22 protein-coding genes are annotated in these 22,004 nt (G+C 38.4%); 5 read left to right on the top strand and 17 right to left on the bottom strand.

The window, feature by feature from the left end:
- The first annotated feature begins 103 nt into the window (after positions 1-103).
- The 5 genes from OW492_RS03325 to OW492_RS03345 all read left to right on the top strand — a co-directional run bounded on the left by OW492_RS03325 (position 104) and on the right by OW492_RS03345 (position 4,349).
- Positions 104-736: a cation transporter gene (locus OW492_RS03325; protein WP_290038424.1), complete on the top strand. Its 633-nt coding sequence runs from the start codon at positions 104-106 to the stop codon at positions 734-736.
- A gap of 170 nt (positions 737-906) precedes the next feature.
- The gene (locus tag OW492_RS03330) at positions 907-1,551 is read left to right on the top strand and encodes a glutathione S-transferase (RefSeq protein ID WP_290038425.1); all 645 of its coding nucleotides are present in this window, start codon (positions 907-909) and stop codon (positions 1,549-1,551) included.
- An 18-nt stretch (positions 1,552-1,569) separates the two neighbouring features.
- Positions 1,570-2,097, top strand: a complete 528-nt coding sequence (locus OW492_RS03335) for a cytochrome b (protein ID WP_290038426.1) — start codon at positions 1,570-1,572, stop codon at positions 2,095-2,097.
- A gap of 28 nt (positions 2,098-2,125) precedes the next feature.
- Positions 2,126-2,695, top strand: coding sequence for a YceI family protein (locus OW492_RS03340; protein ID WP_290038427.1), 570 nt, complete (start codon positions 2,126-2,128; stop codon positions 2,693-2,695).
- 211 nt (positions 2,696-2,906) lie between these two features.
- A complete protein-coding gene (locus OW492_RS03345) occupies positions 2,907-4,349 on the top strand; it encodes an anti-phage deoxyguanosine triphosphatase (protein ID WP_290038428.1) in 1,443 nt (480 codons plus the stop codon).
- A gap of 485 nt (positions 4,350-4,834) precedes the next feature.
- Here OW492_RS03345 and OW492_RS03350 read toward each other — a convergent pair whose 3' ends face one another.
- From OW492_RS03350 to fabD, 17 genes are all read right to left on the bottom strand, one after another.
- Positions 4,835-6,265, bottom strand: a complete 1,431-nt coding sequence (locus tag OW492_RS03350; protein WP_290038429.1) for an FAD-dependent oxidoreductase — start codon at positions 6,263-6,265, stop codon at positions 4,835-4,837.
- An 81-nt stretch (positions 6,266-6,346) separates the two neighbouring features.
- The gene (locus OW492_RS03355; RefSeq protein WP_290038430.1) at positions 6,347-7,021 is read right to left on the bottom strand and encodes a phosphoglycolate phosphatase; all 675 of its coding nucleotides are present in this window, start codon (positions 7,019-7,021) and stop codon (positions 6,347-6,349) included.
- Between the two features lie 356 nt (positions 7,022-7,377).
- Positions 7,378-8,172, bottom strand: a complete 795-nt coding sequence (locus tag OW492_RS03360; RefSeq protein WP_290038431.1) for a hypothetical protein — start codon at positions 8,170-8,172, stop codon at positions 7,378-7,380.
- Between the two features lie 136 nt (positions 8,173-8,308).
- Complete coding sequence (cobB, locus tag OW492_RS03365) at positions 8,309-9,016, bottom strand: Sir2 family NAD+-dependent deacetylase (RefSeq protein ID WP_290038432.1); 708 nt, start codon at positions 9,014-9,016, stop codon at positions 8,309-8,311.
- A 231-nt stretch (positions 9,017-9,247) separates the two neighbouring features.
- A complete protein-coding gene (locus OW492_RS03370) occupies positions 9,248-9,553 on the bottom strand; it encodes an integration host factor subunit alpha (protein ID WP_113820660.1) in 306 nt (101 codons plus the stop codon).
- A 4-nt stretch (positions 9,554-9,557) separates the two neighbouring features.
- Positions 9,558-11,945: a phenylalanine--tRNA ligase subunit beta gene (gene pheT / locus OW492_RS03375; protein WP_290038436.1), complete on the bottom strand. Its 2,388-nt coding sequence runs from the start codon at positions 11,943-11,945 to the stop codon at positions 9,558-9,560.
- A 12-nt stretch (positions 11,946-11,957) separates the two neighbouring features.
- Positions 11,958-12,938, bottom strand: coding sequence for a phenylalanine--tRNA ligase subunit alpha (pheS, locus tag OW492_RS03380; protein WP_290038437.1), 981 nt, complete (start codon positions 12,936-12,938; stop codon positions 11,958-11,960).
- A gap of 166 nt (positions 12,939-13,104) precedes the next feature.
- A complete protein-coding gene (locus tag OW492_RS03385; protein ID WP_290038438.1) occupies positions 13,105-13,716 on the bottom strand; it encodes a fumarylacetoacetate hydrolase family protein in 612 nt (203 codons plus the stop codon).
- A 31-nt stretch (positions 13,717-13,747) separates the two neighbouring features.
- On the bottom strand, positions 13,748-14,524 hold the full coding sequence (locus OW492_RS03390; RefSeq protein ID WP_290038439.1) for a TatD family hydrolase: 777 nt from the start codon (positions 14,522-14,524) through the stop codon (positions 13,748-13,750).
- Positions 14,514-15,569 carry a DNA polymerase III subunit delta' gene (gene holB, locus OW492_RS03395; RefSeq protein WP_290038441.1) on the bottom strand — a complete coding sequence of 352 codons (1,056 nt, stop codon included), beginning with the start codon at positions 15,567-15,569 and terminating at the stop codon, positions 14,514-14,516. Before holB ends, OW492_RS03390 begins: the two co-directional genes overlap by 11 nt.
- Positions 15,570-16,223, bottom strand: coding sequence for a dTMP kinase (gene tmk / locus OW492_RS03400; RefSeq protein ID WP_290038442.1), 654 nt, complete (start codon positions 16,221-16,223; stop codon positions 15,570-15,572). It lies immediately after the preceding gene.
- Between the two features lies 1 nt (position 16,224).
- Positions 16,225-17,220: an endolytic transglycosylase MltG gene (mltG, locus tag OW492_RS03405; protein ID WP_290038443.1), complete on the bottom strand. Its 996-nt coding sequence runs from the start codon at positions 17,218-17,220 to the stop codon at positions 16,225-16,227.
- Positions 17,221-17,225: 5 nt separating this feature from the next.
- Entirely contained in the window at positions 17,226-18,152 is a 927-nt protein-coding gene (pabC, locus tag OW492_RS03410) for an aminodeoxychorismate lyase (protein ID WP_290038444.1), read from the bottom strand.
- 200 nt (positions 18,153-18,352) lie between these two features.
- Positions 18,353-19,594 (bottom strand): beta-ketoacyl-ACP synthase II, encoded by a 1,242-nt coding sequence (gene fabF, locus OW492_RS03415; RefSeq protein ID WP_290038445.1) that lies wholly within the window; start codon positions 19,592-19,594, stop codon positions 18,353-18,355.
- 314 nt (positions 19,595-19,908) lie between these two features.
- Entirely contained in the window at positions 19,909-20,142 is a 234-nt protein-coding gene (acpP, locus tag OW492_RS03420) for an acyl carrier protein (protein ID WP_025562459.1), read from the bottom strand.
- Positions 20,143-20,324: 182 nt separating this feature from the next.
- Positions 20,325-21,059, bottom strand: coding sequence for a 3-oxoacyl-ACP reductase FabG (gene fabG / locus OW492_RS03425; protein WP_290038448.1), 735 nt, complete (start codon positions 21,057-21,059; stop codon positions 20,325-20,327).
- A gap of 2 nt (positions 21,060-21,061) precedes the next feature.
- Complete coding sequence (gene fabD / locus OW492_RS03430; RefSeq protein WP_290038450.1) at positions 21,062-22,003, bottom strand: ACP S-malonyltransferase; 942 nt, start codon at positions 22,001-22,003, stop codon at positions 21,062-21,064.
- Position 22,004: the final 1 nt, after the last annotated feature.

Raw genomic sequence — 22,004 nt, forward strand, 5'->3', positions numbered from 1 at the left:
TTTTTATGATTGATATTAATAAAAAAAAGCTTGAACCTCTAGTTACTAGAGCTTGTAGACTATCTTAACGTTTCCGAATTCATTTATCAAAGAGGTATAAACTATGGCTGGATGTTGTGATCATAAAGCAGACTTCACAGGAATTGATCCTGTTTATAAACGTATTTTAATTGCCGTTATTGTAATCAATGCAGTTATGTTTTTAGTAGAGATGTTCGCAGGTATAAAATCTAATTCACAAGCACTGCAAGCCGACGCATTAGACTTTTTAGGTGATACTCTGACCTATGGCATTAGCCTTTGGGTCATTGGTAAATCATTAAGCTTACGCAGTAATATTGCTCTTATAAAAGGCGTTAGCTTATTGTTGATGGCAATATATGTATTAGCTTCTACATTCTACAAACTTTGGTTTTCTGTCACTCCTGATGCCAGCATTATGGGGAGTATTGCGATATTAGCTTTTGCTGCCAATGTATTAAGTGTTTTGTTGCTAATGAAATACAAAGATGGTGACGCCAATGTTCGTTCGGTGTGGTTATGTAGCCGTAATGACGCCATTGGTAACTTAGTGGTTTTATTGGCAGCGTCAGGCGTATGGGTCACAGACAGTGCATTGCCCGACCTCATTGTCGCCGCTTTTTTAGCCACCCTATTTTTAAGTTCTGCAAAACAAATTATTCAACAAGCAAGGCAAGAGAAAAAACAAGCACTTGAAAATGATAGCTGCTCATAAACCTTCCGCTAAGCGACACCTTTGAGTCGCTTAGCTTTTTATTCTTCATTTAGAACTAAAAAAGGCCAGAAAAGCGATACAAATAACATAAACACCCTTTTACAAAAATTTAACCTGCCCTTATGATGGAGAATGAAACAATTAATTATCATTCATCATTGGGAATTGTTATGCAGCCTATTTTATATTCTTTTAGACGTTGTCCTTATGCAATGCGAGCAAGGTTGGCACTTGCAATCAGCGAACAATCAGTACGACTCAGAGAAATTGTATTAAAGCACAAACCCGCTGATCTATTAGCTATTTCACCTAATAAGACCATTCCTGTACTGCAATTAACACAACAAGTGACTCCTGATACTGTACTTGATGAAAGTTTAGAAATTATGGTTTGGGCTTTATCAGAAAACGATCCAGCACAATGGTTGTCCCCCTCTATTGAAGAGATGTTAGACCTTATCGATATTAACGATTATGAGTTTAAACCTTGGTTAGATAGATATAAATACGCAGATCGCCACCCTGAACACTCAGTAGATTATTATCGACAACAAGCAGAAGAGTTTATTTTTCTATTAGAATCACGTTTGAATGAGAATCCCTACCTATTTTCAGATCGTATTAGTTTAGCGGATATGGCTATTTTTCCATTTATTCGTCAGTTTGCCAGTGTTGATAAATCATGGTTTGAGCAGGCAGGTTATCAGCAAGTTAAGCGATGGCTAGAGACATTGATGAATAGTAATTTATTTGCTCAGTGCATGAAAAAGTATCCAACATGGTTAGAATCTGGTGAAGAGATTATATTTCCTTAACACGTAGTGAGGTTTACGATGGCAACAATAATTGCTAAATATAATGGATTAAGTAGAGCGTTTCATTGGCTATCAGCAGTACTTGTAATTGGCTTGTTTGCAGCCGGATATTGGATGGTTGACTTAAGCTACTACAGTGAATGGTATAAAACAGCCCCACACTGGCATAAATCAGTAGGCCTTTGTTTTGTTGCTATCACCACTGCTCGATTAATCTGGAAACTACTATCAACCGCACCAGAGATTGAAGGCTCAGCCATTGAGAAGAAAGCGGCGACGGCAGCGCATATATTAATTTACATATTATTGTTCACTATGTTTTTATCTGGCTATTTAATCTCAACAGCAGATGGGCGGGGTATTGATGTATTTGATTGGTTTGAAGTACCAGGATTAGGCTCTTTTGTGGAAGATCAAGAAGACTATGCAGGATTAGTACATGAATACGTTGCTTATACCTTAATTGGCTTAGCTAGTTTGCATGCACTTGCGGCACTCAAACACCACTTTATTAATAAAGATAACACCCTAAAGAAAATGCTTTAATTTACATTTAACTTAATAAGGAAATATCATGAAAAAATTAATGATGGCTTCAGCACTAACTGCTGTAATGGCCTTACCGCTAAGTGCAATGGCTGCTGACTATACTGTTGATACTAAAGGTGCACATGCTTTTGTTAGCTTTAAAGTAAGTCACTTAGGTTATAGCTTTATTCAAGGCCGTTTCAATGAGTTTGATGGCACATTCAGTTACGATGCTGACAATATAGAAGCTTCTAAAGTGACCGTAAACGTTAACACTGAAAGCTTAGATTCAAACCATGCTGAACGTGATAAGCATTTAAGAAGTGATGATTTTATTAACGCAAGTAAATACTCAACAGCTAAATTTGTGAGTACTAAAGTAACAAAGAATGACGATGGTACATTAGCTATTGCAGGCAATATGACACTACACGGCGTGACTAAACCAGCGGTTATAGATGCTAAATTTATCGGCGAAGGTAAAGATCCATGGGGTGGTTACCGTGCAGGTTTTGAAGGTACAACTCGTTTACAAGTGGCAGATTACGGCATTAAAGTGGTAGGTGCTTCGAGTTATGTCGATTTAGACATTGTATTGGAAGGTGTTAGAAACTAAGCTAAACAATTGATTCATAGACAAAAAATTTTACCAATAGACATCTATTCTGTTGGTAAAATGACCTCCATTTTTTTAAATTCCTTATTTTTTAACTTACTTTTTTAAAGAAAAAACACTTTAAAATTTTATTTTTCAGTCATTTACTTATATTTTTCATTATAGAAACGCGTTACACTTTTTATGTGATTAGCAAAACTATGGTGAATATATGAGTTTAGAGACGAACACAGTAACAGTAGATAACCTACAAGAAGCTAACGACACAGAATTACATTTAGACCCAAAACAGCCTACTCTTTTTGTATCCGATATCTGGCTAGAGCGTTTAACAGCAGAGCCTAATAAAAATCGACGACTCGACCAACGCAGCGCATTTCAGCGAGATAAAGCACGTGTTTTGCATTCTGCAGCCTTTCGACGACTGCAATCTAAAACACAAATTCACAATAATGGATTAAGTGACTTTTACCGTACCCGTTTAACCCACTCTCTAGAAGTGGCGCAAATTGGCTCGGGGATTATTGCGAACTTAAAAATGATCCAACCAGAATTTCGTCCTTTATTATCTGGTTATAACTTGATAGAAACAATCTGTCTTAGCCACGACATCGGTCACCCACCCTTTGGGCATGGCGGTGAAACAGCCCTGAATTACATGATGGCTAAACATGGTGGATTTGAAGGTAATGCACAAACCTTTAGAATTCTCACTCAACTAGAGCAATACACTGAGCATAACGGTATGAACTTAACGCGCCGCAGTTTATTAGGGGTATTAAAATACCCGCTATGTTTAAGTGAATTAAGCATGCCTTATCCTGCAGATAATCAACGTAACTTTCGCCAATTAAAAACATCAGAGTGGACGCCAGCAAAAGGCATTTACGACCATGATAGACATTTATTGGATGCCGTATTATCAACGTTGTGTGAAAGTGACCGCCGCTTGTTTGCCAGCACCCGAACGCCCGATGCCGATGTGCAGACTAAGCAACACTTAAAAACAAAATATAAATCCTTTGATTGTTCAATAATGGAAATAGCTGATGACATTGCCTACGGCGTACATGACTTAGAAGATGCGATCGCGATGGGGATTATCAATAAATCACTATGGCAAGAAAAGGTAGTTCCACAACTAGCCGCCATTGAAAATTTTTGTCTTCATGATAAATTGCAAGAACTCACCGACAACTTATTTTCATCACAGCACTTTAAACGCAAAGATGCGATAGGCTCATTAGTTAATGCGTTAATCACTTCCATTACCATTCAACGTGTTGATAAGCAGTTTAAAGAGCCGCTATTGGCTTACAATGCTTATTTAGATACTGCTATGTTTAAAACCTTAGAAGTATTGAAGAAGTTTGTATTAACCTATGTTATCCAAAGCCCAGATTTACAAATTTTGGAATACCGTGGACAACAAATTGTAATGGAACTATTTGAAGCCTTTGAGTCTGGCCCTTTACGTTTTTTACCAGAAAGAGCAAAAAACCTGTGGACGCTGTATGAAGGCGATGTATCACGTCAACAACGAGTGATTGCCGATTACATTTCCAGCTTAACTGATAATCATGCATTACGATTACACGCTAGCTTATTCAGCAGTAACCAAACCGCCCCAATGATCGGTGAACATGCTTTTTAATAAATAGATTCAATATTAAATAAACGGCGCTTAATAGCGCCGTTTTTGTTTCTTGTAAAAACAGAGAAGAGTAATGATGACTCGTCAAAGTTTATGGGTGTTCTTGATCTCATCCCCAAATATACGTGTCATTTCGTGAGTTTTAACTACATCCATTGTTTGGGTTGTCTATTGCGTTAATCACTAACCACATTTTGGTCTAAATAGATGACGTAAGTTATTTATTGCCCCCATTGCTGTATTGGTTTACTAAACCAAAAAATCTATGTTTCTAGCACATAGAAAAAAATCATAGTCATGGTAATAGATGAATAAAGTGGGGATTAAAAATAGAAATGCGCAACATTAAGTGCACTTATCTATAAAAAAATTAAAGGAGAGAAACTAAAAAATCCCATGGTCTGTTAAGTCATGGGATTTTTTATTTAAGCTGAATAAGTAATCTCACTTATTGCTCTAAGCTCAGGTTAGCCAGCGTAAGCAACTTAATCCTGTTTAATATTACGATAAGCTAAGGCAATAGGATAACCACGTTGTTGCGTATACAGCTCTGAACGTTCAGTAATTGCTTGGTCGTCAATCGAGTCAGTGATTGGGAACAATCTTGCACCTACTTTTTCTCTATCCACAAACCCTAGTTCAGCTAACTTTTCAGTTAATGCATCAGCACAAGTTAATACTGAAGAAGCTTTCACTATTTCACAACGCGCATAATGGTTACTTTCAAAAGAGATACCTGCAGTACGTAACGTTGAATCATCACCTGGTATTTGCTGCGCACCAAATAAAGGTTTACCAGCAACGCTAGCATCTTTAAAGGCAGGGATATACTGCGATAGGAAATCTATCGACAACTGCCCTCTTGCAGCGATCTCTTGCTCCAACCACCCTTTATCTATTTTTCTCAAAAATTTAGCATCTAATTGCGGCTGAGAGCTGTTTTCAGTATTTTCGACTAAACCATCTTTAAATAAGGTAATATCCTCGGTCATACCGTGCAATTGTACTAGATTACCTGGGTATGGGGTAAATTGAGCCATCCCCTGAGGTGTACCGCGTGTGCCATGAAAAATTACTTCAGGCCAGAAACCACCTGTACCTTCCCAATGCGTAACGTAAGCAGCTTTAAACTCTACTAAACGATCTCGATGAAATCCTGCTAAGTCATCAATTTCACCCGTTCTAAAACCAGCAGCATTGATCACATAATCAAATTCATGCTCACCTTCCACATCATCTTCAACATAGTTTAACTGCCATTTTTCCGGCTGTTGTTGAGATAGTTTGGTTACCTTGCTATTGAGATGAATCTGACAATTAGCATTTTTCTCTAAAGATAACGCAGCCGTTGCACCTAAGCGGAATACATTCCAACCGAACTCTTGTACCAGAACCACAGGGAACTTAAGTAAAGATAGATCGGTATGCTTAGCAAAGGGAATTAACCATTCCTCAGATGTGCTTGGCACTTTTTGCTCATCTAAAGTGGCTAAGTGCTGTAACTCTTCTAATTCAACTAAACGATAATAATCATTTACTTCACCTAGCACTTTATTATTACTATCTTTATCAATTAACTTTTGATATTCATCTTGTAATAACGTTAAACGTGGTAACAGATCCAATGGTTGCCCTGGGTCATGTTTTGGCACTGCGATGACCGTTGGTCGGTAATCAATAGAATCGGGGTACAAACGTAATGCTTCAATAGACTCTTCTAATAAAGTCACGCATTGCTCGTCAGGAATCTCTCTATACAGATTGCCACCAGCATGTAAGTGGCAAATTGGAGGTCCATTAACTAGACTTGTGCCCTTTTCAAATAAATCTACTTTTAACCCAATTTCACTCAAGTACAGGGCAATGGATGCTCCTGCGATTCCACCACCTATAACTGCAATTTTTTTATCAGACATATCGCTTCTAGTCACTATTAAACCGTTCATATTTGCGTAAAAAGAGGGAAACTAATCAGTTAACATTGATTGATTAGCGTCCTAAAGTGTCGCAATGATATTTGCAAAATCATCAAAGCTAACATCAGGCCCATGCTCGTTAATATCTTCGCCGTAGTTATAACCGTAGGTTAAACCAATGCTCTGCATGTTCGCTGCATTAGCGGCTAAAATATCGTTTTTAGAATCACCTACCATCACACACTGTTCCGCTTTTACGCCTAGTTTTTCACAAGCAAAGTGTAAAGGCAGTGGATCAGGTTTCCGTTTCTCTAAGGTATCTCCGCCAACTAACAGCGAAAATAAGCCGTTCAGTGATAAACCATCTAAAATTGGCTGTATAAAGTCATAAGGTTTATTGGTCACAATCGCAAGTTGGTAGCCCTTGTCTTTCAATGCGTGAAGCGATGAAACCACATTAGGATATGTCACTGTATCAACGCAAAGATTTTTAGCGTAAAAGTCTAAGAAAATGGCTAAAGACTTTTCTAATAATACAGGATCTAAATCTGGGTCAATCTCTGTTTGCCCAGATAAACCACGTTGTACTAAAATGCTAGCTCCATTACCTACCCAAGAGCGGATGATAACAGGGTCAATCTCTTCTCGACCGATACTGGTTAGCATGTGATTAATGGCTAATGCTAAATCTGGCGCGCTATCAATTAAAGTACCATCTAGATCAAACAGGATTGCTTTTTTATCCGTGAATTTCAAAAATAACTCCTACAACATTTTTATTTTTTAGTGTGTGTTCATCTAAGCAGAATGTGTTTAATAACGCCAATAAAATTTGATATTTATCACAATTATTCACTCTTTCAGCCTTTAATAAGTGATACGGAGATCTCTTAGATTAAGTTCACCGATTTTTAGATTATTTAGATAGATTTAATCAATGACTTAGTTAGTTTTAACCAATTAAACTTTTAAGCCTAATCATTGATGTTTTATAGCAGAGGATAAGCAATGCAAAAGGTTTTACAGGAATGGGTTGATAGGCATTAAAATACTGGGAGGAAATATACAAGTAAGAGCAGAGGTTCCTCTGCTCTTACTGAGGGATGCTCAAGTTAAGCTTCAAAGCCACCATGGCGAGAACCTGAATCTGAGTCTGGTCCTGAGTCGGAATCTTGATCATCTGTTTCTGTTACCGCAATGCTCACACCACAGATTTGACGATAAACAATACCTAATACGTTGATGCAGTAAGGAATAACAAACAGTAAACCGATGCCAGAAGTGATTAAACCAAAGAGAAACAGTAAACAGAAAATAACTAATAATTGTGTAAACTGGCTAATGTTTTTATGCACTAATTTAAAAGACAATTTTAAGGCCATTACAGGCGAGGCTTTCTTTTCCGCAATCAATGGATAAACCAAGCAGAATGACATTTTCAAATACAGTAAAACAAGTACAGACAATACAAATCCTGCACTGCCAAATATTTGTCCAAACACCATACTCACAGCATTAGTCATTAAATTAACCATCATCGCTGCCAGTGACAATTTCAATATCATTTTAAAGTAATGAAAAAGATGGAAAGAGTTGGTTTTAAGCCCCACAGAATGATGAACGCCCATCATAATAAGCCCTGTCATTATTGGAGGTGCAATCAGTAATGCAAATACAAAAAATAAACCAATCACTTTAGGATCGGTTAGTGACGTTTCAGTATCAATGAATAGACTTAATAAGGAGAAAGACGCTAACATGATAAAAAGACATGCAGAGACAAGCGGCAGAAAATGTTTGCGAGTGATTTTAAAACCATCGCTTAACAATTTTTTTAAATCTAAATGATACCCTTCGGCCAACGATTTTTTAATATCACCGCCCAATACAAAATATTTTGAACTCATAACCTAGTAACTTCCCTAAATGAAATAACAGCTGTTCAGCAGCCCGTCATTGTAGGGGGTTCTGATAGCATTTCAAGTTTATTCATACTTAGCTAAGACGATTTAGATTGAAAACAAAACAACCAAGACTTAGTGCTTAGCTTAAAATTTGTTTAACTAATTCAGGCACCAACTGCGTTGCTTTACCTTGTATAACTTGATCAAAATGACTATGTACTTCGCTGACTTCAAGGTTAATCTCAATGGACTCTGCCCCACTACTTTTTGCTTCTTCCACAAAGCCTGCTGCAGGATAAACAGTGCCGGAAGTCCCAATCGCAATAAACAGGTCTGCTTCAGATAAATGATGATAGATTTTATCCAAGCCAATCGGCATTTCACCAAACCAGACAATATGTGGGCGTAAGGGAACTGGATACTGGCAACAAGTACACAAGTCATCACTGTTTAAATCTCCCAGCCACTGCACCAATTGATTAGAGCCAGGGCAACGCGCTTTTAATAATTCCCCATGCATGTGTAACACATTTTTCGAACCCGCTTGCTCATGTAAATTATCAATATTTTGTGTCACTAAGAGAAAGTCACCATCAAACTTTTGTTCTAACTCAACCAATGCATGATGAGCAGCATTAGGTAGGTTAATACCCGAACAAAATTGCTTTCGGCGTTGATTATAAAAATCTAAGACTAATTCTGGATCACGCTGATACCCTTCGGGTGTCGCTACATCCTCTAGTTTGTACCTTTCCCATAAGCCATCTTTAGTACGAAATGTATCAATACCAGACTCTGCAGAAATACCAGCTCCGGTTAATACCACAATTTTTTTATAGTCACTCAAATCTTCGGTCCTAATTGGTTAAGGAAGTTGAAAGTACATAAAGTTAGCATTCATTTTATGCACAACATTGTAATCTGAACAGCATGACAAATGTGTGTCTGAACTCATGTAATACCAATCACATATTTAAGCGAGCCAAATTTTAGGCAAAAAAAAAGCCGCAGAGCGACTTTTCTAGATAGTATATTGGCTAACCCTAGATTAATGATTAATAGCAAAAACGCTGATTAATTATTTGTTAGGTTTGTCTGATAAGCTAGTTTCCACTAACTCTTTCAGCTTCTGACCCGCTTTAAAGGTAACAACTCTTCGAGCTTCAATCGGGATATCTTCTCCCGTTTTAGGGTTACGACCAGGTCGCTCGCCTTTGTCTTTAAGCTCAAAACCACCAAAGCCAGAAATTTTAACTGGCGAGCCAGATTCAAGCGTTGATTTAATTTCTTCAAAGAAAGATTCTACAAACTCTTTTGCTTCTCGTTTGCTTAATCCAATTTCTTCCGATAAGTGTGCTGCTATTTCAGCTTTTGTCAGTGCCATAAAATTAATCTCTCAAAGATGCATTAAACTCCGTAGAAACCGCTTCAACTATCGAGCTAACGCTGTCAGCAATCTCTTGTTCTTCCAAAGTACGTGTAGAATCTTGTAATATTAAGCCTATTGCTAAGCTTTTTTTACCTTCTTCAACGCCTTGACCTTGGTATACGTCAAACAAGTTTATGCTAACTAGCTCAGAACCGCCAATTTTTTCTATAAATTTTAGGACCTTACCTGCATTTACTTGTTCATCTACAACAAAAGCAAGATCTCGGCTGTTCGCAGGGAACTTAGAAATATCACCAGCTTGAGGTAGTTGTCTAGTTAATATACTATCAACTTCTATTTCAAAAACAATAGCTTGACCATTTAATGCAAAAGGTTTCTTCAAACTTGGGTGTAGGCTACCGATATAACCAACATTTACACCATTTCGGTAGATACCTGCTGATTGTCCTGGGTGCAATGCACTGTGTTTTTCTGCTTTAAACTCAAAACTAGCATCATCAACCGTTAAATCTAATACTGCTTCTAAATCAGCTTTAAGATCAAAGAAGTCTGCGGCACGAGTTTCCATTGACCAATGTTCATCGCTAACATTACCGATAATCACACCTGATAACATAGCCTGTTGACGAATACCATTTTCAGCTTGTTCATCTTTGATGAAACGTAAACCCGTTTCGAATAAACGAACACGGTTCTGTTGACGTTTTTGATTTTTAGATACACTTTCTAATAAACCAGTCCATAAGCTAACACGCATTGCTGACATATCTTTAGAGATTGGATGCGGTAAAATAAGTGCATCAGCTTCTGGGTGTAATTTAAGTTGCTTATCAGGGTCAACAAAGCTGTATGTGATAGCTTCTTGGTATTCACGGTTCACTAATACATCACGAATTTTAGATAATTTTAAACGTGACTCATTGTGAGCTGGCATAGTTAATGCAGCTTGAGGTGCGATATTTGGGATGTTGTTGTAACCAAATACACGAGCAACTTCTTCGATTAAGTCTTCTTCAATTTCCATATCGAAACGGTAACTTGGTGCAACTGCAGACCAACCTTCAGCGGTTTCAGTTACTTCACAACCTAGTTGAGTCAGAATTTGTTGAACACGTTCTGCATCAATTGAAATACCGATTAAACGATCTAGTTTGCTACGACGTAATTCAATGGTTGCTTGTTTTGGTAAATTTGCTTCGCTCACAGCTTCTGTGATTGGGCCAACTTGACCGCCACAAATTTCAACTAATAACTGAGTTGCACGTTCCATCGCAGTTACTTGTAACAGTGGATCAACACCACGTTCGTAACGATGAGAAGCATCTGTATGTAGACCATAGCTACGTGCACGGCCTGCAATAGCTAATGGAGCAAAGAAAGCACTTTCTAAGAAGATATCTGTTGAACCTTCTTGTACACCAGAATCTTGACCACCAAAAATCCCTGCCATTGCTAAGGCTTTTGATTGGTCTGCAATCACTAATGTGTCTGCATTTAATTTAACTTCTTTGCCATCTAATAATGTAAGCTCTTCATCTTGGTTAGCTAAACGAACTTCAATACCGCCTTCTAGTTTTGATAAATCAAAGGCATGCATCGGATGACCTAGCTCAAGTAATACATACTGAGTAATATCCACGACTGCATCAACACTGCGCACACCACAACGGCGAAGTTTTTCAACCATCCATAATGGCGTTGTTGCATTTTGATTAATACCTTTGATCACACGTCCAAGGTAACGAGGGCAAGCTTCTGGCGCTTGTAAGTTGATAGCCACTTGGTCATCAATTGAAACAACCACATTTTCCCAAGTTGGTTGTGTTGCTACAATGCCATTTAATACCGCCACTTCACGAGCAAGACCTGCAATACCTAAACAATCTGCACGATTTGCTGTTAAATCAACATCAATGATCACGTCATCTAGTTGTAAGTACTCACGAACACATTGACCAATCGGTGCATCTAAAGGTAGTTCAATGATACCTTCTGCACTTTCTGCCATGCCTAATTCAGATTCACTACACAGCATGCCAAAAGAGGGTTGGCCGCGCAGTTTTGCTTTTTTAATTTTAAAGTCACCAGGTAAAACAGCACCCACAACCGCGACTGCTACTTTTAAACCTAAACGACAGTTTTTAGCACCACAAACAATATCGATTAACTCTTCTTCACCGATATTGATTTTAGTCACTTGTAGTTTATCAGCATCAGGGTGTTGACCACATTCAACCACTTCACCGACTAATACTTTGGTAAACTCACCGGCAACAGGATCTACATCATCAACTTCAAGACCTGCCATGGTAATTTGATGTGTTAATTCATCACGTGTAATTTCTGGGTTAACCCACTCGCGTAACCAAGCTTCACTAAATTTCATTATTATTAACCCTTATTTGAATTGCTTGAGGAAACGAAGATCGTTTTCAAAGAATGAACGTAAATCGTTAACGTTGTAACGTAGCATTGTTAAACGCTCAATACCCATGCCGAAGGCAAAACCAGAGTATTTCTCAGGATCTACACCCATTGATTTTAATACGCTTGGGTGAACCATGCCGCAACCTAATACTTCTAACCAACCGTTTTTACCTTTCACGTCAACTTCTGCAGAAGGTTCTGTGAATGGGAAGTAAGATGGACGGAAACGAATTTCCAAATCTTCTTCGAAGAAGTTATGTAAAAAGTCATGCAAAATACCTTTAAGCTGTGTAAAGCTTACGTTTTCTGCAATCATCAAGCCTTCTACTTGATGGAACATTGGTGTATGTGTTTGGTCGTAATCATTACGGTAAACACGTCCAGGAGAGATAATACGCACTGGTGGCTTTTGTGCTTCCATGGTACGGATTTGCACACCTGAAGTTTGTGTACGAAGTACTAAATCAGGGTTGAAGTAGAAAGTATCATGATCAGCACGCGCTGGATGATGCGGTGGAATGTTCAATGCATCAAAGTTATGGTAACCATCTTCTACTTCAGGACCATCTTTTACTTCAAAACCTAACTCACTAAAGAACTCAACGATACGATCAGTAGTACGAGTTACAGGGTGAACATTACCTTGTTTTGTACCACGACCCGGTAGCGTTACGTCAATCGTTTCTGAGGCTAGTTTGGCATTTAAAATATCCTCTTCCATGCCTTTTTTACGTTCAACTAATACCGCTTGAATCGCTTGTTTTGCTTTATTAATTAATTGACCTGCAGCTGGTTTCTCAGCAGGTGGTAATTTGCCTAAGCCTTTCATTTGCTCAGTCATTAGGCCTTTTTTACCCAGATACTGTAAACGAATCTCTTCTAATTCATTAGTATCTGCGGCGTTTTCGATCTGTTGTTGCGCGTTAGCAACGATTTCATCTAGATGCTGCATTCAATTTACTCTACTTTATACAAGTGATAAAAAATATGGCTGTAATTTTACGCAGATCAAATAGATATGGCTAGTGCTGAGAAGTGTTTGCGGCAGATAAAAGGCTGGAAATGCATAATTATTTTGTGCATTTCCAGTACCTAATAGGATGAGTGCTTAATGCACCTTATGAGACGGTCCAGCTTTGCGACACTAAAAGTGTGTCCTGAGAAAAAATCTGCCCAGTGAATTTATCACCTTGGTTAATTTTACCCACACCTTTTGGTGTGCCTGTCATTAAAATATCGTGCTTTTCAAAGGACATAAATTCATTTACTGCCGCAATAATTTCAGCAGGTTTGTAAATCATAAGTTGGTAGTTTGCCTGTTGAATGATTTGATCATTAATCGATAAAACTAAGCTTAAGGAATCCACCGGCTGATCAAAACTCACAAACTCAGAAAAAACAGCAGAGGCATCAAAAGCTTTAGCTCGCTCCCAAGGTAAAGATTTGCTTTTAAGCACACTTTGTACTTCTCGCTTAGTTAAATCTAATCCAACAGCAACACCAACAAACTGATTATCGTCGATCAATAGTGAGATTTCAGCTTCATAGTGAATCGCATCAACAGCATGGGTCGTCATGTCAGTACTAATCGCAGAATTCGGCTTCACAAAAATCACTGGTTCTGTAGGAACTTCATTATTGAGTTCAGCAATATGCTCAACATAATTACGTCCAATACAGACCACTTTTGAAGGGCTAATGGGTTGTCCATCAAATAATACTGTTTGCATAAAAGCTCCTTGGCTAATACCGCCTAATTAATTAACGTTTTGCATTTTTAAATAAGGTGAAGTAGTTATTAGTCGTTGCTTCGGCTAGTTCAGCAAATGAAACACCTTTTAAGTCAGCAACAAACTCTGCCACATTGTAAGTGTATGCGGGTTCATTTTCTTCACCACGATGTGGTACAGGAGCTAAATAAGGCGAATCAGTTTCCACTAATAAACGTTCTAACGGTACCGCTTTAATTACTTCTTGTAACTCTTTAGCATTCTTGAAGGTAACAATGCCTGATACTGAAATATAAAACCCCATTTGCATTGCTTCCTGCGCCATTTCAATAGACTCTGTAAAGCAATGTAAAATGCCACCGACTTGTTCCGCCCCCTCTTCACGAAGAATATTCAGAGTATCTTCACGAGCGCCACGGGTATGAATAATCAAAGGTTTGTTGAGTTTTTTAGCAACTCGAATCTGTTTACGGAAAGCATCTATTTGCCACTCTTTTGTCTCTGGCGAGTAGAAATAATCTAAGCCTGTTTCACCAATGGCAATCACTTTTTCAGCACTTGCATATTCAAGTAACAAATCTTCATTCATCACTGCTTCTTTGTACAAGGGATGTACGCCACAAGTACTCGATACTTGATCGTAAGGTTGAATCATTTCAGCCATCGCTGGATAATCTTCTAACGTGACACAAACGCTTAATAGGTGATTGATGCCTTTTGCTTGTGCCTTTTCAATCACATCGGCAATTCCCGTGTGTTTTTTAGTGTAATCTAATCGATCAAGGTGACAGTGAGAATCAACTAACATGGTGCGTTTCCTTAAATTCGTTCTTTATTTTAATCAACAGAGCGCTGATCAATAACTCTTTCTTTAATGCGTTGTGTTCGGTTAATAAGCTTCGTGTTTTTAATATTTCTTGGCTTAACATACGTAAACTTTTAAAGCTTAATTGGGCTTGCCAAAGTTGTAACTGTGGCAATGCAAAGTAATAGATAGCATCTTGATCAAGTTGTTCGGTGTTTAATTTTAATTTATGAATATCATGTAATAGATGAAAAAGCAGTAATAAATTTTGCTCTGCATCGTTAGCTAACAAGCGTGAAAAGCTAAATAACTGCTGTGGTTGATACAGCATGTTAAACACACCTTCCACACATTGACGACGTGTATCTAGACTTGCATCTTGCTGTAATGCTTTTAAATGATTTAATAAAGCTAATGGACTATTTTGAAACCAACGCAATACACCTAGATCACTGACTTGATAACCCAGTTCATACAACCAGTTAATTAAGCTTTGGTCATCCGGGCTATGCAAATGAGTTTGTTGCAATCGGCTTAATAAAGTTGGCATTAATTGATGATGCGTTCTTGCTAGCAAAACCAGATAACTATCACCCTGCGGCTCTTCTAATGTTTTTAATAATGCATTGGCTGCGGCTTCAGTGAGCTGTTCTGCTCCTTTAATTAGCACGACTTTATTGTTGCCTAGCTGTGGGCGTTCATTGAGTTTTTCAGTCAATAAACGAATTTGATCAATACCGATAGATTTATTTTTTTCAGCCACTAACAAATGATAATCGAGGTGATTATGAGCACTAAATAGCTTGCAGGAATGGCATTCAAAGCAGGCATCATCATGTTGTTTGTTAGTACACAACAGATATTGTGCTAATTGTTGTGCTAACTTGTACTTTCCAATACCAGCACTCCCCGTAAACAACAAACCATGGGCAAATCGCCCCTGCAAATAAGTCTGCTGAAGTTGCTGATAAAAAGGAGTTAACCAAGGCGTTGACACTTGTTCAAAACTTGATTCAACCATATCTGATGTTACTTGCGTAGTAGCCATTTATAAACTCGCTAACCAGTTATCGAGTTGCAGATGAATCGCAGCTTTTACTTGTTCAAAATCCTGACTTGCATCGATACTCACGGCATTTTTTTCTTGCTCTGTCAGTTGCTGAAACACTGCTCGAGAGCGATTAAAGAAGTCGATAGCTAATCGCTCGATACGATCTAACTCTCCGCGACCTCTTGCTCGGCTTAACCCTAATTCCGGTTCAATATCTAAAAATAGGGTAAAGTCTGCCTTGAAGTCACCTAAAGCCACTTGCTTAATGTCATTAATTAACTGTAAGTCGATGCCACGACCGCCGCCTTGATAGGCTAAAGAAGACCAATTATGACGATCACCAATCACCACTTTATCTGCTGCCAGTGCTGGTTTAACTTTATGTTCAACCAGTTGTACACGAGCAGCATACATGATCAATAACTCTGCTTTGTCATCAAGTTGTTCATCTGCGACATCCATTTTAACTATTTCTCGCATCTTTTCAGCGAGTACAGTGCCACCAGGCTCACGCGTTAATTCAATATGTTGTTTATTGACTCCTTGTTGCTCTAACCAATCTTGAATGTATTGAATAGCAGTACTTTTACCTGCACCTTCTAATCCTTCAATAACAATAAATTTACCCGCTAGTTTTTGTATTGCTGACATTTTATTTTCCTCGGATATATTTATTAACTGCATTGTTATGCTCTCTTAAGTTTTTAGAGAAATAAGAGGTGCCATCCCCTTTGCTCACAAAATATAAGTATTTTGTATCTGCAGGGTGCAAAGCGGCATACAGCGCTTCTTCACTTGGCATCGCAATTGGTGTCGGTGGTAATCCGGTAATGGTGTAAGTGTTATAAGCTGTTTTTTCTCGTAAATCTTTACTACGGATACGTCCATCATAACGTTCCCCCATTCCATAGATAACCGTTGGATCTGTTTGTAAACGCATACCTATTTTTAAACGATTAACAAACACCGAGGCTATTTTGTCTCTATCGTTGGCTAAACCACTCTCTTTCTCAATGATTGACGCCATAATCAAGGCTTCATAAGGTGTTTTATAGGGAAGGTTTTTGTCTCTTTCTGCCCATAATTTTTCAACGACCGCCTGTTGATGTAAGTACGCTTTTTTAATAATACTAAAGGCACTCATATCAGCAGAATAGTGATAGGTTTCAGGAAAAAGTAACCCTTCTAATTTAGGTGAAGTGCTGCCTAGCTTAGCTAAAATAGCTTGTTCATCTTCTACAATTGGTTTGATTCTGTCAGCTTTGCTTAATGTGGTTAGCCAATCCTTGTAAGTGCTACCTTCAACAAAGGTCACTTTAAACTGATAGCCTCGCCCACTGTTTAAGATAGTTAAGATTTGCTGTAAAGATGCCTCTTTAGGAAATTGATAAGTACCTGATTTAATATGTGTTAACTCAGGATACAATTTCGCAACTACTTTCCACCAACGGTCTGAGTCTAATAATCCTTGTTCCATTAATTGTGGTGCTAAATGCGAAAAGTAGCTGCCCTCCGACAAGGTAAATAGTTGTGTTTCAGTTACACGTGGTGTACTTAAATAAGTGTCCACTTGCTGTTTTGCCCAACCTATCATAGCGATTACTATAACAATGAATAAGGCGACTGCTAAACCAACTTTCTTGATCATATAAATTAACTTCCTTGCTTAAGCAATGTTTGTAATTCAGTAACAGGTTTAAGTTGCTCTACTGAATAATGTCTATCTTGATATTGTTTGACTGCAACAACGCCCATAAGTGCATTAGTTAAACACAGGCATGTTGCTTGATTAATGTCTGCTAAGGTGATCTCTTTCTCAATCACATTGATATTTTGCAGCTGTAAAATACGGGCTCTCATCACTCCAGCGACACCACTATAATTAAGCTTTGGAGTGATCCATTGACCTGCTAGGTAAATAAAAACATTGGCGCTACAGGCTTCGATGATATGGCCGAATTCATCGCAAACTAACCCTTCAACAGCATTCAATTTAAGTAGTTCTTGTTTGATAAAGACTTGCTCTAATCGTGCTAAGGACTTTAAACCAGCTAATTGTTGGTTGCGCCCTAATTGACTCTGGCACTGTACTATGGCGATGCCTGTTTGTTGCCAAGTAAGATACTGCTCGGGAAAAGCTGACAAGCTGATAATCCGCACCACTTGCTCACAGCCACTTGCACTATAGCCTCGACCACCACTGCCTCTGGTCAACATCACTTTTAATACATGTTGAGGGTATGCAGCAACTGATTGCGCACTGTTAAATACTTCTGTTTGTAACAACTCCCAATCAATATCAGGGAAAAATAAACGCACTGCACCATCTTTAAGTCGTTGTAAATGCAATGACCAATCAATTACTTCACCGTGTGCAATTTTGATGGTAGAAAATACCCCATCACCATAAGCTAAACCACGATCAGCAGCATCAATAGTTTGACTGACAATACCGTTAATTAACATGACGTTACTCATCCAATGTAAAGTTGAATAAAGGATTATACGCATAATCCCTTGTTCACTAAATAGCAGATCGGAAATAATCCCCATCACGCTAAATAGCGGAATATTATTCATTACTAAAATACATTATTTTAGATTATAAATTCTGCAAAAAAGTGCAGCATTAGCTGTATGTCTACCCATAATTGCTATTATTAAAATTGAAATATCCCTTTTGCGGACACAATTTTTGGACATAAAAAAACCCGAACTTGCGTATCGGGTTTTTAAGATCAGCAACTACAAGTGGCTGATTCATATCATTAGCAATAGTACTAGATACGTTTAAAAATTAACGTACCGTTAGTGCCACCAAAACCAAATGAGTTTGACAGTGCATATTCAATATTTGCAGGACGTGCTTTACCGTCTGTTACGTAATCTAAATCACAGCCTTCACTTGGGTTTTTAAGGTTAATCGTTGGTGGAGCAACTTGATCTTTCAGGGCTAGCACACTGAAGATAGCTTCGATTGCACCAGCAGCACCTAATAAGTGACCCGTCATTGATTTAGTTGAGCTCATCATCACTGAATTTGCTGCCTCACCCCAAATGCTTTTCACTGCTTGAGTTTCAGCAATGTCACCAGCTGGTGTAGACGTACCATGTGCATTGATGTACTGAATATCAGAAGCATCGATACCTGCATCACGGATTGCATTTTTCATTGATAATGCTGCACCTGCGCCACTTTCTGGTGGTGACGTCATGTGGTAAGCATCACCACTCATACCAAAACCAACCATTTCAGCATAGATTTTTGCACCACGTGCTTTCGCGTGCTCATATTCTTCGATAATTAATACGCCTGCACCATCACCTAATACAAAACCGTCACGAGATTCATCCCATGGGCGACTGGCTGTTTCTGGTGAATCATTACGTGTAGAAAGTGCACGTGCAGCACCGAAGCCACCCATTCCCATTTCAGTTGATGCTTTTTCTGCACCACCAACAAACATAACATCCGCATCACCATGTTGGATCATACGCGCACCTAAACCAATGCTGTGTGTACCTGTAGTACAAGCAGTTGTTACGGCGATGTTTGGACCTTTCAGGCCTTTGTTGATTGAAACATGACCAGAGATCATATTGATAATAGTTGCAGGTACAAAGAAAGGACTGATTTTACGTGGTCCTGTTTTGTTATAATTATCTTTGTTTTGTTCGATAATGCCTAGACCACCGATACCAGAGCCGATTGCAACACCGATTCTCTCTGCATTTTCTTCTGTAATTTCTAAGCCAGAATCTTGTAATGCTTGTTCAGAAGCGGCCACACCGTATTGGATAAATAGATCCATTTTGCGTGCTTCTTTCTTTGGCATATACTCTTCGACGTTAAAGTCTTTAACTAGACCAGCGAATTTAGTGGAAAACTTTTCAGTATCAAAGTGTTCAATATTTGAAATCCCACTTTGACCAGATTGAATAGCCTGCCATGATTGCTCAACCGTATTACCTACTGGTGAGATGATCCCTAAACCGGTTACTACAACGCGACGCTTTGACACTAGACTCTCCTAAAATAAAGCTATAAAAATAATAACTAAAAATTTTTATACCAATGTATATTAATTTCGTGTTTCTAATATGACACTGATGAAAAAATGGCTGAATTTGTGACGTAAGTTAATGTAATGATGTCTCTTTTACTAAACTTACAACAAAAAACAAGTCACTTTAACCAGGAATATAGAACACGGGATTTGTATGATTGGTGTTTTAAAATACTTAGCTATTATTTAAGGTCAAATTATTAATGTTTAAATAGACAAAAGGCGGTCACAAGACCGCCTTTAGATATTTCTACACTTATAGTGAGAAATTAACCGTTGTTAACAACGTAATCAATCGCAGATTGAACAGTAGTGATTTTCTCTGCTTCGTCATCTGGGATCTCTGTATCAAATTCTTCTTCTAGAGCCATTACAAGCTCAACTGTGTCTAGTGAATCAGCACCAAGATCGTCAACGAAAGAAGCTTCGTTTTTAACTTCGTCTAGTTGAACACCTAATTGCTCAACGATGATGTTCTTTACGCGTTCTTCGATATTGCTCATTTTTTATCTTCCTATGTAATTACGCATTTGCGTTAAGTTGCGGTAGTTTATTCTATCGCGTTTAATATTCAAGTATTCTATCACTGGTTAGACCAGTATTTTAAGATTTTAATCAATAAATTAATAGAATATCTATCTTTTTGAGTTAATTGCTTATTTGCTCAACAAAGTTAGGCAAAAAATTAAACCATGTACATGCCGCCATTAACGTGAATTGTTTCACCGTTAATGTAAGCAGCACCTTCAGAGGCTAAAAATACAACAGTAGCAGCAATCTCTTTTGGATCACCTAAACGACCAGCAGGCACATTTGCTAAAGTAGCTGCGCGTTGCTCTTCGTTTAATGCTTTCGTCATATCTGTTTCAATGAAACCAGGTGCAACTGTATTAACAGTAATACCACGGCTTGCAACTTCACGTGCTAATGATTTAGTAAAACCAATTACACCAGCTTTAGCAGCTGCATAGTTAGTTTGACCAGCATTACCCATTGTACCGACTACAGAACCTACATTAATAATGCGACCAGCACGCTTTTTCATCATTGGACGAAGTGCAGCTTTACTCAATTTAAAGATAGGCGTTAAGTTAGTGCCAATGATGTCATCCCACTCAGCATCTTTCATACGCATCAATAGGTTGTCACGTGTGATACCTGCGTTATTCACTAACACATCCACACTACCAAACTCTTTCTTAATGTCAGCAAATAATGCTTCAATAGACTCTGTTTCTGTGACGTTTAAGACAAAACCTTTACCAGCATCACCTAAATATTCACTGATTGCAGCAGCGCCACTTTCGCTCGTTGCTGTTCCTAATACAGTTGCACCTAATGCTACAAAACTTTCAGCAATTGCTCGGCCAATACCACGGCTTGCACCTGTTACTAAAACAACTTGATCTTGCATACTCATTCTTATTCTCCTTTAACAGCAGCTAATGCAGCCGCTAAACTTGCTGTATCGTTAATTGCTTGTGCAGTGAAGCTCTTGTCGATACGACGAACTAAACCACTTAATACTTTACCTGGGCCAGCTTCAACTTGTAAGTCGATACCTTGCTCAGCCATTTTAACTACTATATCAGTCCAACGAACCGGACAATATAGTTGACGCACTAGCGCATCTTTAATTTTGTCAGCATCTGTTTCAATCGCAACATCTACATTATTAATGACTGAAATGCTTGGCGTATTAAAAGTAACGTCTTGTAATGCAACAGCTAACTGGTCTGCAGCTGGTTTCATTAATGCACAATGTGAAGGTACTGATACTGGTAATGGCAAGGCACGTTTAGCACCTGCTTCTTTACATAACACACCAGCACGCTCAACGGCATCTTTGTTACCTGCAATAACCACTTGACCTGGTGAGTTAAAGTTTACTGGAGAAACCACTTCTCCTTGCGCTGCTTGCTCACAAGCCGCTTGAATTTCTGCATCACCTAAACCGATAATCGCATACATTGCGCCAACACCTGCAGGAACCGCTTGTTGCATCAATTGGCCACGTAATTCAACTAATTTAAGTGCATCTTTAAAGTCAATCACACCAGCACATACTAATGCTGAGTACTCACCTAAACTATGCCCAGCAATGATCGTTGGTTTTTCCCCACCAACCTCTGCCCAAACACGCCAAATAGCAACAGAAGCAGCTAATAAAGCAGGTTGTGTTTTATCAGTTTGGTTTAATGATTCTACCGGTCCATCTTGGCATAACGCCCAAAGATCGTAACCTAGTACTTCACTTGCTTCTTTAAATGTATCAACAACAACCGGGTAAGTTGCCGCTAAATCAGCGAGCATACCTAAGCTTTGCGAACCTTGGCCAGGAAAGGCAAATGTAAAGTTTGTCATG

Origin of the sequence: Psychromonas sp. 14N.309.X.WAT.B.A12 (assembly GCF_030397575.1) — a bacterium.
Classification (GTDB): Bacteria; Pseudomonadota; Gammaproteobacteria; order Enterobacterales; family Psychromonadaceae; genus Psychromonas.

Excerpts from the sequence above, each read along its gene's own strand:
- OW492_RS03325 (WP_290038424.1), top strand. The coding sequence starts at position 104 with ATGGCTGGATGTTGTGATCATAAAGCAGACTTCACAGGAATTGATCCT.
- OW492_RS03330 (WP_290038425.1), top strand. The coding sequence starts at position 907 with ATGCAGCCTATTTTATATTCTTTTAGACGTTGTCCTTATGCAATGCGA.
- OW492_RS03335 (WP_290038426.1), top strand. The coding sequence starts at position 1,570 with ATGGCAACAATAATTGCTAAATATAATGGATTAAGTAGAGCGTTTCAT.
- OW492_RS03340 (WP_290038427.1), top strand. The coding sequence starts at position 2,126 with ATGAAAAAATTAATGATGGCTTCAGCACTAACTGCTGTAATGGCCTTA.
- OW492_RS03345 (WP_290038428.1), top strand. The coding sequence starts at position 2,907 with ATGAGTTTAGAGACGAACACAGTAACAGTAGATAACCTACAAGAAGCT.
- OW492_RS03350 (WP_290038429.1), bottom strand. The coding sequence starts at position 6,265 with ATGTCTGATAAAAAAATTGCAGTTATAGGTGGTGGAATCGCAGGAGCA.
- OW492_RS03360 (WP_290038431.1), bottom strand. The coding sequence starts at position 8,172 with ATGAGTTCAAAATATTTTGTATTGGGCGGTGATATTAAAAAATCGTTG.
- OW492_RS03370 (WP_113820660.1), bottom strand. The coding sequence starts at position 9,553 with ATGGCACTGACAAAAGCTGAAATAGCAGCACACTTATCGGAAGAAATT.
- pheT (WP_290038436.1), bottom strand. The coding sequence starts at position 11,945 with ATGAAATTTAGTGAAGCTTGGTTACGCGAGTGGGTTAACCCAGAAATT.
- pheS (WP_290038437.1), bottom strand. The coding sequence starts at position 12,938 with ATGCAGCATCTAGATGAAATCGTTGCTAACGCGCAACAACAGATCGAA.
- OW492_RS03385 (WP_290038438.1), bottom strand. The coding sequence starts at position 13,716 with ATGCAAACAGTATTATTTGATGGACAACCCATTAGCCCTTCAAAAGTG.
- OW492_RS03390 (WP_290038439.1), bottom strand. The coding sequence starts at position 14,524 with ATGTTAGTTGATTCTCACTGTCACCTTGATCGATTAGATTACACTAAA.
- holB (WP_290038441.1), bottom strand. The coding sequence starts at position 15,569 with ATGGCTACTACGCAAGTAACATCAGATATGGTTGAATCAAGTTTTGAA.
- tmk (WP_290038442.1), bottom strand. The coding sequence starts at position 16,223 with ATGTCAGCAATACAAAAACTAGCGGGTAAATTTATTGTTATTGAAGGA.
- mltG (WP_290038443.1), bottom strand. The coding sequence starts at position 17,220 with ATGATCAAGAAAGTTGGTTTAGCAGTCGCCTTATTCATTGTTATAGTA.
- pabC (WP_290038444.1), bottom strand. The coding sequence starts at position 18,152 with ATGAATAATATTCCGCTATTTAGCGTGATGGGGATTATTTCCGATCTG.
- acpP (WP_025562459.1), bottom strand. The coding sequence starts at position 20,142 with ATGAGCAATATCGAAGAACGCGTAAAGAACATCATCGTTGAGCAATTA.
- fabG (WP_290038448.1), bottom strand. The coding sequence starts at position 21,059 with ATGAGTATGCAAGATCAAGTTGTTTTAGTAACAGGTGCAAGCCGTGGT.
- fabD (WP_290038450.1), bottom strand. The coding sequence starts at position 22,003 with ATGACAAACTTTACATTTGCCTTTCCTGGCCAAGGTTCGCAAAGCTTA.